Consider the following 15,641-nt stretch of genomic DNA (forward strand, 5'->3'; position numbering starts at 1 on the left):
GCTCGCTGCCCTCGGCGCGCCCGATGCCGCCGCCGCCGCCTCCTCGCTCCGGGTGTGGGAGGCGCTCCCCGAGTGGGAGGAGACAGCCCGCCCGCCGCCGCCGACGAGCTTTCCCGTCGCCCCGTCGGAGGCGCGGATGCGGCTCGCCGCCCTGCTCGGCACCGAGGCGGAGGACCGACCCGGGCAGAGCGACTTCGCCTCCGCCGCCACCGAGGCCTTCGCGCCACGGGATGCGCCAGGCGTACCGCGCGTGGTGCTCGCCGAAGCCGGCACGGGAACGGGCAAGACGGCCGCCTACATCGCCCCGGCGAGCCTGTGGGCAGAGCGGAACGGCGCGCCGGTCTGGCTCTCGACCTACACCCGGAACCTGCAGCGCCAGGTCGACACCGAGCTTGCCCGCCTTTGGCCAGACGAGGCCGAACGGCGCGCGAACGTGGCGATCCGCAAGGGACGCGAAAACTACCTGTGCCTGCTGAACTTTGAGGAGGCGGTGAACGGCGCCGGCCGAGGGGCGGCGGCGACGATCGCGCTTGGCCTGATGGCGCGCTGGGCTGCCAATACCCGCCACGGCGACCTGCAGGGCGGCGATCTGCCAGGCTGGCTGCCGGAGCTGCTGGGTGCTGCCAACACGCTCGGCCTGTCGGATCGTCGCGGCGAGTGCATCCATTCCGCCTGCGCCCATTGGCGGCGCTGCTTCATCGAGCGCGGCATGCGGCATGCCCGTACCGCGCGGCTCGTCGTCGCCAACCACGCTCTCGTGATGGTGCAGGCTGCCTGGGGCGGGCTGGACGAAAGCGGCCTGCCGCTGCGCTACGTGTTCGATGAGGGCCACCACATCTTCGATGCCGCCGACAGCGTGTTCGCCGCCGCGCTGAGCGGGGCCGAGACGGCGGAGCTTCGCCGGTGGCTGCGCGGCAACGAGGGCGGCCGCGGCCGCGCCCGCGGCCTCCGGCGCCGGGCGGAGGACATGGTCGCCGCCACCCCACCATTGGTCCGCGCCCTCGATGCCGCGCTCGAGGCCGCCCGCGCGCTGCCCGCCCCCGGCTGGCTGCAGCGGCTCTCGGAGGACCCACGGCCGGAGCTCGGTGGAATCGAGACGGGGGAGGAGAACGCGGCGGAGGCGTTCCTCCGCCTGGTCCGCCGCCAGGTGCATGCCCGTCGCGTGCGCGAGGATGGCGCCGGCGTAGAGGAGGCCGAGGTCGCGCCCATGATCCCTGGCCTTGCCGAGGCTGCCGCCCGGCTCGAACAGGCGCTTGGGCGGATTGTGGCGCCGCTCGAACGCCTCAAGGAGGGGCTTGCCGCCCGCCTTGACGATGATGCCGATGAGCTCGACAGCGCGGCGCGGCAGCGCATCGAGAGCCTCTGCCGTTCCCTCACCCGCCGCGCCCTCGATCCGCTGACGGCCTGGCGCGCGATGCTCAATGCCGTGGCGTCGGATGCTGCCGAGGCGGGGCGCCCGGGCGAACGCTTCGTCGACTGGTTCGAGGTGACGCATCGCGGCGCGCATGAGGCCGATGTCGGCATGAAGCGCCATTGGGTTGACCCGACCGTTCCGTTTGCCCGCGTCGTCGCCGAACCGGCGCACGGCATGCTCGTCACCTCCGCCACGCTCCGCGATTCCGGGGCGGCTGACGAGGAGGCGCGCTGGCAGGCGGCGGAGGAGAGCTCGGGTGCGATCCACCTGCTGGGGCCCGCGATGCGCGTCGCCGTTCCCTCGCCATTCGACTACCGCGCGGCGACGCGGGCCTTCGTGGTGACGGACGTGCGCCGCGAGGACCCGGCCCAGGTGGCGGCGGCCTATCGCGCGCTGTTCCTCGCCTCAGGCGGCGGCGCGCTCGGCCTCTTCACCGCGATCGCGCGGCTGCGCGACGTCCACCGCCGCATCGCGCCCGCGCTCGAGGAGGCAGGGCTCGACCTGCTCGCCCAGCACGTGGATGCGATGGACAACGCCACGCTGGTCGACGTGTTCCGGGCGGAGGAGGATGCCTGCCTGCTCGGCACCGATGCGATGCGGGACGGTGTGGACGTTCCGGGCCGTGCGCTCAGGCTCATCGTGTTCGACCGGCTTCCCTGGCCGCGCCCGACCATCCTCCACCGCGCCCGCCGTGCCCGGTTCGGCGGCGCCCGGGCGGGGGCAGTGGATGACAGGATCGCGCGCGCGAAGCTCCGCCAGGCCTTCGGGCGGCTGATCCGCTCGGCCGAGGACCGGGGCTGCTTCGTGCTGCTCGATGCCCGCGCACCCTCGCGCATCCTCTCGGTGCTGCCCGAGGGGGTCGAGGTGCGACGGGTCGGGCTTGCCGAGGCGGTGGCCGAGGTCGGCGCGTTCCTCGGGTCACGTTGACGGCGCGGCGCCGAGAGGGCATCAGCGCGTCAGCCGATTGGAGGGGCTGCCCATGTCATCGCGTTCCCAGGCCACGCTTCCGCTGCTGACGCCGCACGAGGCGCTCGTGTTCGCGATGGTGCTGGTGTCAGCGTCCGACAACACGATGACCGACCGCGAGCTGAAGACGATCGGGCGGATCGTGACCTCCATGCCCGCCTTCGTGGGCTTCGACCATGAGACGCTGCCGGCGGTGGCGGAGCGTTGCGTGTCGGTCCTGCAGCACCCGGACGGGCTGGAGGAGGCGTTCGCGATGATCGACGCCGCGCTCACGCCAGCGCTGTGCGAGACCGCCTATGCCTTTGCCTGCGACGTGGTGGCGGCCGATGGCCGCGCCTCGCAGGAGGAACTGCGCGTCCTCGAGCTCATGCGCCACCGGCTCGATGTCGAGCGCCTCGTGGCCGCTGCGATCGAGCGTGGCGCGCGGGCCCGCTACGGCCGCTTGGTCTAGCCTCCCACGCCTGTCGGTTTCCTTGACTGTCGCCCGATCCCTCCACGGTTGATTCCGTCAGCGTGCTTTACAGATCGCTGGCGCAACTGCGCCCGCTGACCACCAAGCCATTGTCACAGCGTACTTTCCCATCCGTGGCACGACAGTTGCTCACACATTGGCAACGGGTTTGCGCAGCCAAGTGCAGAGGGGGGAGTCGGGATGTCTTTCAGCAGGTCACTTGCAATTGGTCTCGTCGCTGCGACGGTTGCCTCCGCAGCCTCTGCCGCCAACCTCGTGACGAACGGCAGCTTCGAAACACCGACGCCGGGCAACGGTCTTGCCGGTTGGACCTACACGGGCGGCGAGAACCCGCCCAGCGGCACACCGCTCTATCCGCCCGTCTCGATCTTCTATGGCGCTGCCCAGGCCTATCCGCAGGGCGCATTCGGCGAAGCCATTCCCGCGAACAACGCGCCGACCAACTCGCCTGATGCGGTTGGCGCACGCGCCGCCTATTTCGTCTCCGACTTCGCCAACAATCCCAATCAGACGCTGACGCAGTCAGTCTTCCTCAACGCGGGGATCTACCAGATCGGGTTCAGCGCCTATGCGCCCGCCAACGGTTTCGCGAACGCAGGCGACGCGACATTCGAAGGCATCGTCGCGAGCCTCTCGCTGGCGAGCTACAACGTCTCAGCTGGCCTCGTACAGACGTGGCAGACCTTCGCGGGCGCCGCGAACATCGCGGTCGCCGGGATCTACGATGTCGAGTTCACGTTCTATACGAACGCGTTTCCGTCGAAGGACATCGTGATCGATCAGGTCTACATCATCGCCGGCAACCCGCCGATCGGGGTTCCCGAGCCGCTGTCTCTCGCGCTGCTCGGTTCCGGGCTGCTCGGCCTTGCGGCGGCGCGGAGGCTGCGCCGTCGGGCATAAGGGCGGAGGGGCGATAGCCCCCGTCAGCGCTGCCTGCGCTGCCCCGGTGCCTGGGGCATTTGCATCACCTGCCACCCTTCGGGCAACGCGAACTGTGACGCTGGCTGCGTGGCGAGCGTCAGCGACGTCGCCTCCATCGATCCTGCCAGGTCACCCTGGCGCATCGCGGCGCGCAGCATGATGCCCTCGTCGGTCATGCACACCGTGCCACGCTCCGCGCGGTTCTGCTCGGCGCGGTAGATCGTGCAGCGATGGCCCGCGACAGTCGCCGACCCGGTGCGCGTCAGCACCATGTCGTCGGGCAGAACGAAGCCCGGCTCCTGGCCCTTGGCGAGCGGCATCTCCATCACCGTTCGCGTCGCCGCGTTCAGCATAAACATGCGGAGCGCCGCCTGGTCGGTGATCACCACCAGCCCGGCCTCGGGCATCTCCACCCGCTGGCGCCTCGTCGCTGCGCTGTAGGCGACGGTCATCTGTCCAGCCTGGCCCTGGTGCTCCATCCGGTAGGTGATGGCGTAGTCGCGCGTCGGCTGCTTGGGCTGCGCCGTGGCGGCGATCGGCAGCAATGACGCGGCGGCGGCGGCGATGATGACGAGGCGCATCTCGATCCTCCCGGTTACGGAACGAAGCGAGACTGCGCGCCACGTGCGCGGAGGGTCAATTCCCCGCACGCATCCGTGAGAGTTCGCTGCGCAACTGGTCGGGCGTGAGTACGGCGTGGAACACGGCGGGCAGGTCGACCGCCTCGGCGAGCAGACGGCGATACTCGAGCCGCGGCACCTCGATCGCGCCGAAGCGGGCGAGATGGTCGGTCACGAACTGGGTGTCGAGCAGCGCGAAGCCGCCGATCCTGAGCCTGGCGACGAGTTGGACGAGGGCGACCTTCGAGGCATCGCGCACGCGGCTGAACATGCTTTCGCCGAAGAACGCGCCGCCGAGCGCCACGCCATAGAGCCCGCCGACCAGCGTCCCACCCTGCCAGCACTCCACGCTGTGGGCATGGCCCAGCGCGTGCAGCGCGCCGAACAGGCGCTCGATGTCGGTGTTGATCCAGGTCTCTGGCCTGTCCTCCGTCGGCTCGGCGCAGCCGGCGAGGATGGAGTCGAAGGCGGTGTTGCAACGCACCTGGAACGTGTCCGACAGCACCGTGCGGGCGAGCCTGCGCGGCAGGTGGAACGCGTCGAGCGGCTGGATGCCGCGCTTGTCAGGGTCGAGCCAGTAGAGGCGGTCGGCGTCGCGACGCTCCGCCATCGGGAACAATCCCGCGCGGTAGGCTCGCAGCACAAGCTCCGGCGTGACGGTGGTCTCCCCCGCGCCGCGCCGGGCCATGTCAGGCGCGCGGGCTTGGTGGGGCGGCCGCATGCAGGACAAGCCGTGTCATGCGGCGCCGCGCGCGACGAAGCGCTCGAGCCAGTGGATCGTGTAGTCGCCCGAGCCAAACTCGGGGTCGGCGGCGATGCGGCGGTGCAGCGGCAGCGTCGTCGAGATCCCGTCGATCACGAACTCGTCGAGCGCGCGGCGAAGCCGCGCCAGTGCCTGCGGACGTGTCGTGCCGTGCACCACGAGCTTGGCGATCAGGCTGTCATAATGCGGCGGCACCGAGTAGCCGGCGTAGAGCGCACTGTCGACCCGCACGCCAAGTCCGCCCGGCGCGTGGTAGGTCACGACACGACCGGGGGTGGGCATGAACGTGTCGGGGTCCTCGGCGGTGATGCGGCACTCGATGGCGTGGCCGTCGAACCGCACCTCATCCTGGCCGTAGCCGAGCGTCTGGCCCGCCGCAATCCGCACCTGCTCGCGCACCAGGTCGATGCCGCAGACCATTTCGGTCACGGGATGTTCGACCTGAAGCCGCGTGTTCATCTCGATGAAGGCGAACTGCCCGTCCTGCCAGAGGAACTCGAGCGTCCCGGCGTTGCGGTAGCCGATCTCACGCAGTGCTGCGGTCACGCGCGCGCCAAGCGCATCGCGCGCGGCGGCGTCGAGGGCGGGGCTGCCCGCCTCCTCGACCAGCTTCTGGTGGCGCCGCTGCAACGAACAGTCACGCTCGCCGAAATGCACGACATTGCCGTGCGCATCGGCCAGCACCTGGAGCTCGATATGCCGCGGCCTGTCGAGATACTTCTCCATGTAGACGGCGTCGTTGCTGAAGGCGGCCTTGGCCTCGGTGCGGGCAACGCGGAACGCCTCCGCCACCTCGTCACGCGACCGCGCCACCTTCATGCCGCGCCCACCGCCGCCGGCCGCGGCCTTGATCAGCACCGGAAACCCGATCTTCTCCGCAACGGCGATCGCCTCCTCGGCCGAGGAAAGCTCGCCATCGGAGCCAGGCACGAGGGGAACGCCCAGCCGCGCCATGGTGCGCTTGGCCTCGATCTTGTCGCCCATCATGCGGATATGCGTGGGCGAGGGGCCGATGAAGGCGATGCCGTGCGCCTCGACGATCTCGGCGAAGTCGGCGTTCTCGCTGAGGAACCCGTAGCCGGGGTGGATCGCATCCGCCCCCGTGATGGCCGCGGCCGAGAGCAGGGCAGGGACGTTGAGGTAGCTGTCGCGCGCCGCCGGCGGGCCGATGCAGACGCTCTCATCCGCCAGCCGCACATGCATGGCGTTGGCGTCCGCGGTCGAATGGACGGCGACGGTGCGCACGCCCATCTCCTGGCAGGCGCGGTGGATCCTGAGCGCGATCTCGCCGCGATTGGCGATGAGCACCTTGCCGAACATCAGCGCCCGGCTGTCCTGGTCATTTGGGCCGCCCCGCTCATCGGCCTGCTCATTCGACCAGCATCAGGACTTCGCCGTATTCGACCGGCGCGCCCGTCTCGATCAGGATGCGCGTGACGGTGCCCGACCGCGGCGCCTTGATCTGGTTGAAGGTCTTCATTGCCTCGATCAACAGCACGGTCTGCCCCACGCTCACCTTGTCGCCGGGCTTGACGAAAACGGCGGCTCCGGGCTCGGGCGAGAGATAGGCGATGCCGACCATCGGCGAGGTGACGGCACCGGGGTGCGAGGCGTCGATCGCCGCGTCTGCCACCGGTGCGGGAGGCGCTGCGCCGGGGGGCGTGGCAGCGCCCGGGGCATGTGCGAACACCTGGGTCGCGGCTGTCGCACGGCTGACGCGAAGCCTGCTCTCGGCTTCGGCGATCTCGATCTCGGAGAGGCCGGTCTCCTCGAGCAGCGCGGCGAGGCGCCGGATCGCGTCCTCGTCGATCTGGATGCGCGTCATGCTGTTCTCCCTGGCCCCCGTGCCCCACTGGCCTGGCCTGGGCCGATCAAGCCCGCCATCGCCTCGAGCGCCAGAACGTAGCCCTGCGGCCCGAGTCCCGCGATCATTCCCGTGGCCGCCTTGCCGGTGATCGAATTCTGCCGGAACGCCTCCCGGCGGTGGATGTTGGTCAGGTGTACCTCGATCACCGGCAGCTCCGAGGCGAGCAGCGCGTCGAGCAGCGCGATCGAGGTGTGGGTGTAGCCGGCCGGGTTGATCACGATGCCCGCCGCACGCCCCCGGCACTGCTGCACCCAGCCGATCAGTTCTCCCTCCAGGTTCGACTGGCGGAACTCGACGGCGAGCCCGAGGGCTGCTGCCTTGGCCTCCGCCATCGCCTGGACGTCGGCGAGCGTGGTGTGCCCATAGAGCTCCGGCTGTCGGAGCCCGAGCAGGTTCAGGTTTGGGCCGTTCAGCACGGCCACGATCGGCATTGGATTCTGCACCGCTGGTCCCGTTGCGGTTTATCGGACGGGGCACCTAGCACGCACACTCGCCGCGCCGCAATGCGCGGCCACCCTCGCAGCCGGGGCCGCGGCAGGCTATTTGACGCCGCATGACCCTCCCCGAACTGCTTTCCCTCGCCGCCATCCTCGTCATGCTGGTGCTCTCTGCGCTGTTCTCAGGCAGTGAGACAGCCTTCACCGGCAGCTCGCGCGCCTACATTACCAGGCTTGCCCGGGCCGGCGATGGCCGCGCCGCCCGGCTCGGCACCATGCGGGAGCGCAAGGACAGGCTGCTCGCCGCCCTTCTCGTCGGCAACAATCTGGTCAACACCACTGCAACAGCGCTTGCCTCGGCGCTGCTGATCACCTGGTTCGGGGACGGGGGCGTCATCTACGCCTCGCTGGTGATGACCATCACCCTCGTGATCGTGAGCGAGGTCCTGCCCAAGACCTACGCGATCCAACACCCGGATGCGACGGCACTCCGCGCCACCCCTTTCCTTGCCCTCGTCCTCGCCGTGTTCGGGCCGGCGGCGCGCGCGGTGAATGGCACCGTCGCCTTCCTGCTCGGGCTCGGCGGGGTGAAGGTGACGTCGGGCGAGCGTGAGCAGACCGACGAGGACCTGCGCGGGGCGATCGCGCTGCATGGCCTCGGCGCGGCCGACGAGGCCGCGAACGAGGAGCGGCGGATGCTGCATGGCGTCCTCTCGCTCGATGAGCTGACAGTCGCCGACGTGATGACGCACCGGCGCCGCATCGCGGGGATCGACGCCGATGCGCCGCCAGCCGCCCAGCTTGCCGCGCTTCTGGGGGCCACGCATGCGCGCCTGCCGCTCTGGCGCGACGGCGGGGCGGAGATCATCGGAGTCGTCGAGGTCCGGCTCGCGCTGAAGGCGCTGCATGCCGCCGGTGGGGACCCTGCCGCGATCGACCTCGCCGCGGTCGCAGAGAAGATCCCCGTGGTGCCCGAGATCAGGCCGCTGTTCGACCAGCTCCAGGAGTTCCGCCGCACGCACCGGCACATGGCGCTCGTGCTCGACGAGTACGGCCAGTTGCGCGGACTCCTGACGCTCGAGGACATCATCGAGGTGGTGGTGGGCGAGATTTCCGAGCGCGGCGAGCCCATCCTGGCCGATCGGGTGGCAGCCGAAGGCGTGATCGAGGTGCGCGGCGACACCCGTGTGCGCGACCTGAACCGCGAGCTCGACTGGGAACTGCCGGAGGACGAGGCAGCGACGGTGGCCGGCCTGGTGCTGGCCGAGGCGCGGGGCCTGCCGGCGGTCGGAACCGCGGTGACGGTCGCCGGCTACAGGATGACGGTCGCCGACATGCGCGGCCGGCGCATCGCCGTCGTGCGCATCGCCGCCAGGACCGGCGAGGGAGAGGGCTAGCATGGCCTTGCCGCACGCCGCCGCCGCACCCCATATCGCCGTCATGGCCGACAGCACCGCCTCCCTGCTTTCCCTCACCGTGAACGGCGAAGCCAGGTCCTTCCCCGGGCCGCTGACCGTCGCGGGCCTCCTTGTCGCGCTCGACCTGCCGGGGCCGAAGGTGGCGGTCGAGCGCAATCTCGAGATCGTGCCGAAATCGGCGTACGCGACGCTCCGGCTCGAGAATGGCGACAGGCTCGAGATCGTGCACTTCATCGGCGGCGGCGATGCCGTCCCTGCCGACGACGATCCCTGGGAGGTGGCGGGCCGCCGCTTCCGCTCGCGGCTTCTCGTCGGCACCGGCAAGTACAAGGACCTCGAGGAGACCGCGGCGGCAATCGCGGCCTCGGGGGCGGAGATCGTCACGGTGGCCGTCCGTCGCGTGAACCTGTCCGACCCTTCGGCGCCGATGCTGCAGGACTACGTGCCCCCCGACCGCTACACCTACCTGCCGAACACGGCCGGCTGCCACACGGCCGAGGAGGCCGTGCGCACCCTCCGCCTCGCCCGCGAGGCCGGGGGTTGGGATCTCGTGAAGCTCGAGGTGCTGGGCCCCCCGCCGCATCTCTATCCCGACATGGCAGAGACGCTGCGGGCGGCCGAGGTGCTGGTCCGCGACGGGTTCAAGGTGATGGTCTACTGCGCCGATGACCCGGTGGCGGCGAAGCGACTCGAGGAGATGGGGTGCGTGGCCATCATGCCGCTCGGCGCCCCGATCGGCTCTGGCCTCGGCATCCAGAACCGCGTGACGATCAGCCTCATCATCGAGCAGGCGAAGGTTCCGGTGCTGGTCGATGCCGGGGTGGGCACGGCATCGGATGCCGCGATCGCGATGGAGCTTGGCTGCGACGCGGTGCTGTTGAACAGCGCCATCGCGCATGCGCGCGACCCCATCCGGATGGCGCGCGCCATGGCCGAGGCGGTGCGCGCGGGGCGGAATGCCTATCTCGCCGGGCGCATGCCGCGGCGCGTGACGGCAGACCCGTCGAGCCCGCTGGCCGGGCTGATCTGATATTGCCGCGGCGCTTCATCGTGGAGATTTGAGCCTTGGCTGTAGTGAAGCAGGATAAAGACTCAACTGCCTACTTTGGCGGACGAATTTTTTTCTTGGGTGCAGGATTTTCTGCAGCTGCTGGCGTTCCGCTAACAAATGTGCTTTTGCCGAAAGCTCTGCGCCTAATGAGGCAAGAGATACCTGATTTCTATGAACGAATGTGCCAGTATGCTCGGGACATTGACTTGGACCTGAACGGTTCACCTGACGCCACGAAATTCGCGCATCTCTGTACATATCTGGATTTCCTCGAGCTTCGTGAGCATGGTGGTTCTGAACGTTGGAGTGACCGCGGCTCAAGAGAGCGCCTCTGCCTAAATTTCTTCTTGGCAAAGGCGATTGCTCACTCCACGCCAGAATTTACAGAAATTCCGGAACTATATAGAAAGTTTGTCGATAGAATACGATATCCAGATATCGTTGTAACATTTAACTGGGACACACTATTGGAGAATGCGTTCGATGCAGCAGGTGTACCATTCTCATATGATTTTCAGCGCGGGACAGTATGGCTAATAAAGCTTCATGGATCTGTGAATTGGGTGTTTGGTAGACATGATCCATTGACAAATACTCCAGATGATCTTGGATTTGAAAAGATTCTTGGAGATTTCAATACAGAAGGATTGGACATTTTCTCAATACCAAAGTTGAGAATGAGATCATCATGGGAATCTTTGAAGCCACTGATTCATGGGATAGACCCTCTTATTGTGCTCCCTGGGTATGGAAAATCTTTTGATGTGCGAAAACTGTCAGATTTATGGTATAAAATTGAGCATGTGAGCGTTCAGCAAGGGCCAATATTTATCATTGGACTACGCGTTTCGGATGACGATTTCATTATGGAGGGACTTTTTCGTTATTTATTCCGAGCGGCATTTAAGTCGACTCGGGTTGTGTCCGTCATGAATCCTGACGCGGAGGTGGGTACCCGATTCCGCGCCATCGCGGGTGAACATCTCAGCATGCGGTTTCTCGAGGCAAAGTTTTGCGCTGACACCATAGATGGACTTTTGGCCTAGAGGCGTCTGTGGGTCGGCGATGCCACGGCTGATGTTGCGCCTGGGGGCTTGAGACCTTGGTGTTCTGCCAACCTGGCCGCCTTGCCGGCCGGCTTCGCCCGCCCCCTCCGCGACCCTCGTTAACCCCCCGGAAAGACAAAAGGATTTGCGGGTCTGGCCTGCGTTCCCCGGGGGTCATTTTTTTCTTGGTGCAGGGGGGAGTGGGGTATATATGCGCCCATAGACGCAGCAACGCACGTGCCTCTGGCCCCTCGGGGTTTACGCAACGACGTCAAGCGTTCTGGCAGCCGACCGGGGTTCGTCCTCGGGGACGCTGGTTCGTTCGACCGTTCGTCAACCTGGAGGTGTCGCCGTCTACAGGCGCCTCCGCTGGAGTATAGGGGAGGGCCCGTGCGATGACCCCAAAGGTCGCGCGCTTTCTCGATGACATGCGTCCTGCGACGCCCTGTCTCGTTCTCGATGTCGATCGCGTCGAGGAGAACTATTGCGCGCTGCAGCAGGCACTGCCGCTCGCGCGCATCTACTATGCCGTGAAGGCCAACCCCGCCGCGCCGATCCTCGATCGGCTCACCGGTCTCGGCTCAGCGTTCGACGCCGCATCGTGGGAAGAGATCGCGATGTGCCTCGAGGCGGGGGCGGACGCGGCCGACATCTCGTTCGGCAACACGGTGAAGAAGGAAAGCGCGATCATCCGCGCCTTCGATGCCGGCGTGCGCATGTTCGCCTTCGACAGCGAGGGAGAGCTCGAGAAGCTCGCGCGCTCCGCCCCGGGGTCGAAGGTGTATTGCCGCCTGCTGGTCGAGAACGAGGGTGCCGACTGGCCGCTCAGCCGCAAGTTCGGCTGCTCGGTCGAGACGGCGCGCGAGCTGATGCTGCGTGCGAAGGAGCTCGGCCTCGACCCGTACGGCCTCTCCTTCCATGTCGGGAGCCAGCAGCGTGACGCGGATGCCTACGAGGCGGCGATCGCCAAGGTCGGCATGCTGTTCACCGATCTCTCCGAGCGCGGCGTGAACCTGCGCATGGTGAACCTCGGCGGCGGCTTCCCGGTGCGCTACTCGTCCGACGTGCCTGGCATCGACCATTTCGCCGCGACCATCATGGCGGCGATGACGACGGCGTTCGGCAACGCGATCCCCGAGATGATCGTCGAGCCTGGCCGCTTCATCGTGGGCGATGCCGGCGTGGTGTCGTCCGAGGTCGTGCTGGTCAGCCGCAAGGCGAAGGACGACCCCGTGCGCTGGGTGTATCTCGACATCGGCCGTTTCGGCGGGCTCGCCGAGACCGAGGGCGAGAGCATCAAGTATCGCCTCCGCACGCCACATGACGGCGGGCGCCAGGGGCCGGTGGCGATCGCGGGCCCGACCTGCGACGGCGCCGACATCCTGTACGAGAAGTCGAACTACCGGCTTCCCATGGCGCTGAAGGCCGGCGACCGGCTCGACCTGCTCTCGGCCGGCGCCTACGTCACGACATACGCCGCCCAGTCGTTCAACGGCTTCCAGCCGCTGGCCGAACACTACATCTGACCGGCGGGGACACCGCCGCAGGCCGGGAAAGGGGAGCGCGAGCTCCCCTTTCTCGTATGCGCTACCGCTGCGCCTGGCGTGCTACTTCTGCGCTTGGCGCGACCGGGCGATGGCCTCGCGCAGCTGCTCAGGCCCCACCGCGCCCGGCAGCAGCTCGTTGCCGACGACATAGGCCGGGGTGCCCTGGATGCCGAGCGTCTGGGCAAGCCGGATGTTCGCGTCGAGCAGCTGCGCGATCGCAGGGTCGGCCATGTCGCGGCGCAGCTGCTCGGCATCAAGGCCGAGGCGTGCCGCGACGCGCATGATCTCGGCCTCGGTCGGCTCGCCGCGCAGTCCCATCAGCGCATCATGCATCGCGGCGTACCGGCCCTGGCGGTGGGCGGCGAGTGCAGCGCGCGCAGCCGTTACGGACGCTGGCCCGAGGATCGGGATGTCCTTCAGCACCACGCGAAGGCCAGGGTCTGCCCGCACGAGTTCGGCGATCACGGGGTTCATGCGCTTGCAGTAGGGGCAGCGGTAGTCGAAGAACTCGACGATCGTCGCCGTCGGCCGCGCGGCACCCTTGAAGGGGGCGGTGGGGTCGTTGACCAGGGCGTCGCGGTTGGCCGCGATCGCCCCCTGTGCCGCCTCACGCTCACGTGCCATGTCGCGCGCCTGGAGTGCTGCGATCGCGTCCTCGAGGATGGTCGGGTCGTTCTTCAGCGCGTCGCGCAGGATCTCGACGATCGCCGCGCGCTGCTGCGGGGTGAAGCCCTGTCCCGCCGCGGGCTGGGTGACGGCGAGGCAGGCAACGATGGCGATCACGAACCTCATCGGCGGCGCCTCTCCTCGCGTTCGATCTGTGCGGCGTTCAACAAATCCTGCGCGCGCAGCTTGCTGGGGCCCGCTGGCAGCAGCCGCTCCGCCCGCTGCGCCATCTGCCGCTGCGTGAGCAGGTCGCCGACGAGCGCTGCCTCCTCGGCCAGCGCGAGCGCGGCAAGCCCCTCCTCGCCCAGCCGCCCTCGCGCCATGCCGAGCGTGTTCCAGGCCAGCGCCAGCGTGCGGTCCTGCCTGAGCGCTGCCTCTGCCTCGGTTGCCGCGGCGCGAAGCTGGGCGGGCTCGTCGAGTGTCGAGAGAACGCGGGCGAGGCCGGCGCGGATCAGCGGCTCTGCCGGTGCAAGCCGGACCGCCTCGCGATAGGGGGCCACCGCCTCGCGCACCCGGCCGGCCCCCTCGAACAGGATCTGGCCCTTCACCTCGTGGAGCCAGGGCGAGGACGGGCGCGCGGCGATCAGGCGGTCAAGCTCCGCCACGGCGTCGTCGACCCTGCCGAGGCGAAAGCTCTGGATCGCGCGCGCGTAGCGGGCGGCCTCCGAAGTGTCTGACGGTGGAAAGGCCCGCTGCACCGAGGCGCCAGGCTCGAGGAAGCCGTAGAGCTTCGCGCGCACCATCGCGAACTGAGGCTCCATCTGCGGCGGCAGCGCGCCGTCACTGCCGCGAGCGGCGATCTGGCCCTTCAGGTAGTCGATCCTGTCGCGCGTCAGCGGGTGGGTCCGCATGTACGGGTCCTGCCGGTCGGCGATCATCATCTCCTGCGCGAGGAGCCGCTCCATCAGCTGCACGAGGCCATCGACCGGCCAGCCGACGCGCTGGAGCAGGTTCACGGCCGTGAGGTCGGCCGCGTTCTCCTGCGTGCGGGTGAAGCTGAAGAACTCGCGCATCGCCACCGACTGCCCGGCGAGGGCGCCGACGCCGGCCGCCTGGCCCTGGCCGGTCGCCACCGCGGCCGCCGCGCCGATCAGCATCGCCGCGACCGAGCGGATCATGGCGTTGCGCAACTCCTCCGGCAGCCGCGCGATGTGGCCGCCGACGACATGGCCCGTCTCGTGCGCGAGCACGCCGGCCACTTCCTCCACCGATGTCGCCTGCATCAGGAGGCCGGTGTGGATGAACATGCGGTTGCCGGTGGTGACGAAGGCGTTTATCGAGCGATCCCTGATGATGGTGACGCGCACGAAGCCGCGAGAAAGCCCCGCGGCGGCGAACAAGGGGCCGTAGATGGACCTGAGCAGGCTTTCCGTCTCGGCGTCGCGGATGATGGTGAAGCTCCGCCCCTGCGCGGCGGCGGGCTGGATAGCGCCCGAGAGGGCAAGCCCCGCCATGAAGGCGGCGGCGAGCCTGGCGCCGCGCCCGAACGGGGCGACCAGCAGGGAGCGTGCATGTGCGATGAGCCTGACCATGGGGGCAATATAGTGCGCCGAGCGCCGAGATTCGTCATCGCGGCTTTGTGTGCCCTGCCGCTCGCAGGGTGCAGCACCGTCAACGACCTGTTGTTCGACACGGGGCCGGCACAGGGAAGCCCGGGCTTCGTGCGCGGCTTCCTCGGCGGCGTGGCGGCCGAGGAGCCGCGCGCGGCGTTCATCGGGCGCGACATCCTCGCCGCAGGCGGCAATGCCACCGATGCTGCCGTCGCAGTCGGGTTCATGCTCGGCGTCACGCTGCCGTCCCGCGCGTCGCTCGCCGGCGGCGGGGTGTGCCTCGCCTTCGATCCGCGCCGGAACGAGACGATCGAGGTTGAGTTCCTGCCGCGCCCGCCGGGCACGGTCCGCCCCGGCAGCGACCGGCCGGCCGCCCTGCCCGGAACGCCGCGCGGCCTGTTCGCGCTGCATGCGCGGCTGGGGCGCCTGCCGTTCGAGCGCGTCGTCTCCCCGGCCGAGCAGGCCGCGCGATTCGGCACGCCAGCCTCCCGCGCACTGGTGACCGACCTTGCCGCCGTGTGGCGGCCGCTCGCGGCCGACCCCCAGGCGCGCGCCATCTTCGGCGCCCCTGGCGGCCAGCGGCCGATCGCCGAAGGCGACCAGGTCATGCAGCCGGAGCTTGCAAACCTGATCGGCACGCTCAGGAGCCAGGGCGTCGGCGACTTCTACCAGGGCGTTCTCGCCCGACGCCTGGCCGATGCGACGGCAGCGGCGGGCGGCGCGGTCACGGTCGACGAGCTTCGCACCATGCTGCCGCGGGCGTCCCTTGCCGCAACCGCGCCGCTCGGCAACGACCAGTTGCAGGTCGCTGCCGTCGGCGGCTCGGTCGGGGCTGCGGTGATGCTCCAGCGCCTGCGCGCCCGCGCCGATGAGGGCGAAGCTGAGCGTGCCGCGCTGGCCGCC

At 68.8% G+C, this 15,641-nt stretch carries 15 protein-coding genes; 8 read left to right on the top strand and 7 right to left on the bottom strand.

The features are described 5' to 3' along the window. The 3 genes from Q0C38_RS22185 to Q0C38_RS22195 all read left to right on the top strand — a co-directional run. Window positions 1-2,341 (top strand): ATP-dependent DNA helicase (locus Q0C38_RS22185; protein WP_291299320.1); only part of this gene is annotated, 2,341 nt, incomplete at its 5' end. A gap of 52 nt (window positions 2,342-2,393) precedes the next feature. Continuing rightward, complete coding sequence (locus tag Q0C38_RS22190; protein WP_291299321.1) at window positions 2,394-2,831, top strand: tellurite resistance TerB family protein; 438 nt, start codon at window positions 2,394-2,396, stop codon at window positions 2,829-2,831. Window positions 2,832-3,032: 201 nt separating this feature from the next. Next, window positions 3,033-3,752, top strand: coding sequence for a PEP-CTERM sorting domain-containing protein (locus Q0C38_RS22195; protein ID WP_291299322.1), 720 nt, complete (start codon window positions 3,033-3,035; stop codon window positions 3,750-3,752). A 23-nt stretch (window positions 3,753-3,775) separates the two neighbouring features. Here the strand turns inward: Q0C38_RS22195 and Q0C38_RS22200 are convergent, their stop codons facing one another. The 5 genes from Q0C38_RS22200 to aroQ are packed head-to-tail and all read right to left on the bottom strand — an operon-like array spanning window position 3,776 to window position 7,454. Further along, window positions 3,776-4,354, bottom strand: coding sequence for a DUF4412 domain-containing protein (locus tag Q0C38_RS22200; RefSeq protein WP_291299323.1), 579 nt, complete (start codon window positions 4,352-4,354; stop codon window positions 3,776-3,778). A gap of 55 nt (window positions 4,355-4,409) precedes the next feature. After that, entirely contained in the window at window positions 4,410-5,081 is a 672-nt protein-coding gene (gene aat / locus Q0C38_RS22205) for a leucyl/phenylalanyl-tRNA--protein transferase (protein ID WP_291299324.1), read from the bottom strand. 48 nt (window positions 5,082-5,129) lie between these two features. Next, on the bottom strand, window positions 5,130-6,476 hold the full coding sequence (accC, locus tag Q0C38_RS22210) for an acetyl-CoA carboxylase biotin carboxylase subunit (RefSeq protein WP_291299325.1): 1,347 nt from the start codon (window positions 6,474-6,476) through the stop codon (window positions 5,130-5,132). Window positions 6,477-6,525: 49 nt separating this feature from the next. Continuing rightward, the gene (gene accB, locus Q0C38_RS22215) at window positions 6,526-6,981 is read right to left on the bottom strand and encodes an acetyl-CoA carboxylase biotin carboxyl carrier protein (RefSeq protein WP_291299326.1); all 456 of its coding nucleotides are present in this window, start codon (window positions 6,979-6,981) and stop codon (window positions 6,526-6,528) included. Beyond that, window positions 6,978-7,454, bottom strand: a complete 477-nt coding sequence (gene aroQ / locus Q0C38_RS22220) for a type II 3-dehydroquinate dehydratase (RefSeq protein WP_291299327.1) — start codon at window positions 7,452-7,454, stop codon at window positions 6,978-6,980. The genes accB and aroQ overlap by 4 nt, the downstream gene beginning before the upstream one ends. 122 nt (window positions 7,455-7,576) lie before the next feature. Between aroQ and Q0C38_RS22225 the strand changes: the two genes are divergently transcribed. From Q0C38_RS22225 to Q0C38_RS22240, 4 genes are all read left to right on the top strand, one after another. Further along, entirely contained in the window at window positions 7,577-8,857 is a 1,281-nt protein-coding gene (locus Q0C38_RS22225; protein ID WP_291299328.1) for an HlyC/CorC family transporter, read from the top strand. 43 nt (window positions 8,858-8,900) lie between these two features. Beyond that, on the top strand, window positions 8,901-9,908 hold the full coding sequence (gene thiS, locus Q0C38_RS22230) for a sulfur carrier protein ThiS (protein ID WP_291299334.1): 1,008 nt from the start codon (window positions 8,901-8,903) through the stop codon (window positions 9,906-9,908). A gap of 35 nt (window positions 9,909-9,943) precedes the next feature. Beyond that, on the top strand, window positions 9,944-10,975 hold the full coding sequence (locus Q0C38_RS22235) for an SIR2 family protein (protein ID WP_291299329.1): 1,032 nt from the start codon (window positions 9,944-9,946) through the stop codon (window positions 10,973-10,975). Between the two features lie 395 nt (window positions 10,976-11,370). Continuing rightward, window positions 11,371-12,501 carry a type III PLP-dependent enzyme gene (locus Q0C38_RS22240; RefSeq protein ID WP_291299330.1) on the top strand — a complete coding sequence of 377 codons (1,131 nt, stop codon included), beginning with the start codon at window positions 11,371-11,373 and terminating at the stop codon, window positions 12,499-12,501. 81 nt (window positions 12,502-12,582) lie between these two features. On the opposite strand, the gene Q0C38_RS22245 is transcribed toward Q0C38_RS22240, so the two are convergent. Both Q0C38_RS22245 and Q0C38_RS22250 read right to left on the bottom strand, forming a co-directional pair. Beyond that, a complete protein-coding gene (locus Q0C38_RS22245; protein WP_291299331.1) occupies window positions 12,583-13,314 on the bottom strand; it encodes a DsbA family protein in 732 nt (243 codons plus the stop codon). Further along, on the bottom strand, window positions 13,311-14,720 hold the full coding sequence (locus Q0C38_RS22250) for a M48 family metalloprotease (protein WP_291299332.1): 1,410 nt from the start codon (window positions 14,718-14,720) through the stop codon (window positions 13,311-13,313). Before Q0C38_RS22250 ends, Q0C38_RS22245 begins: the two co-directional genes overlap by 4 nt. Window positions 14,721-14,810: 90 nt before the next feature. Between Q0C38_RS22250 and Q0C38_RS22255 the strand changes: the two genes are divergently transcribed. Further along, on the top strand, window positions 14,811-15,641 hold an 831-nt coding region (locus Q0C38_RS22255), incomplete at its 3' end, for a gamma-glutamyltransferase (protein WP_291299333.1).

This window comes from Elioraea sp., from assembly GCF_022842375.1.
Classification (GTDB): Bacteria; Pseudomonadota; Alphaproteobacteria; order Acetobacterales; family Acetobacteraceae; genus Elioraea_A.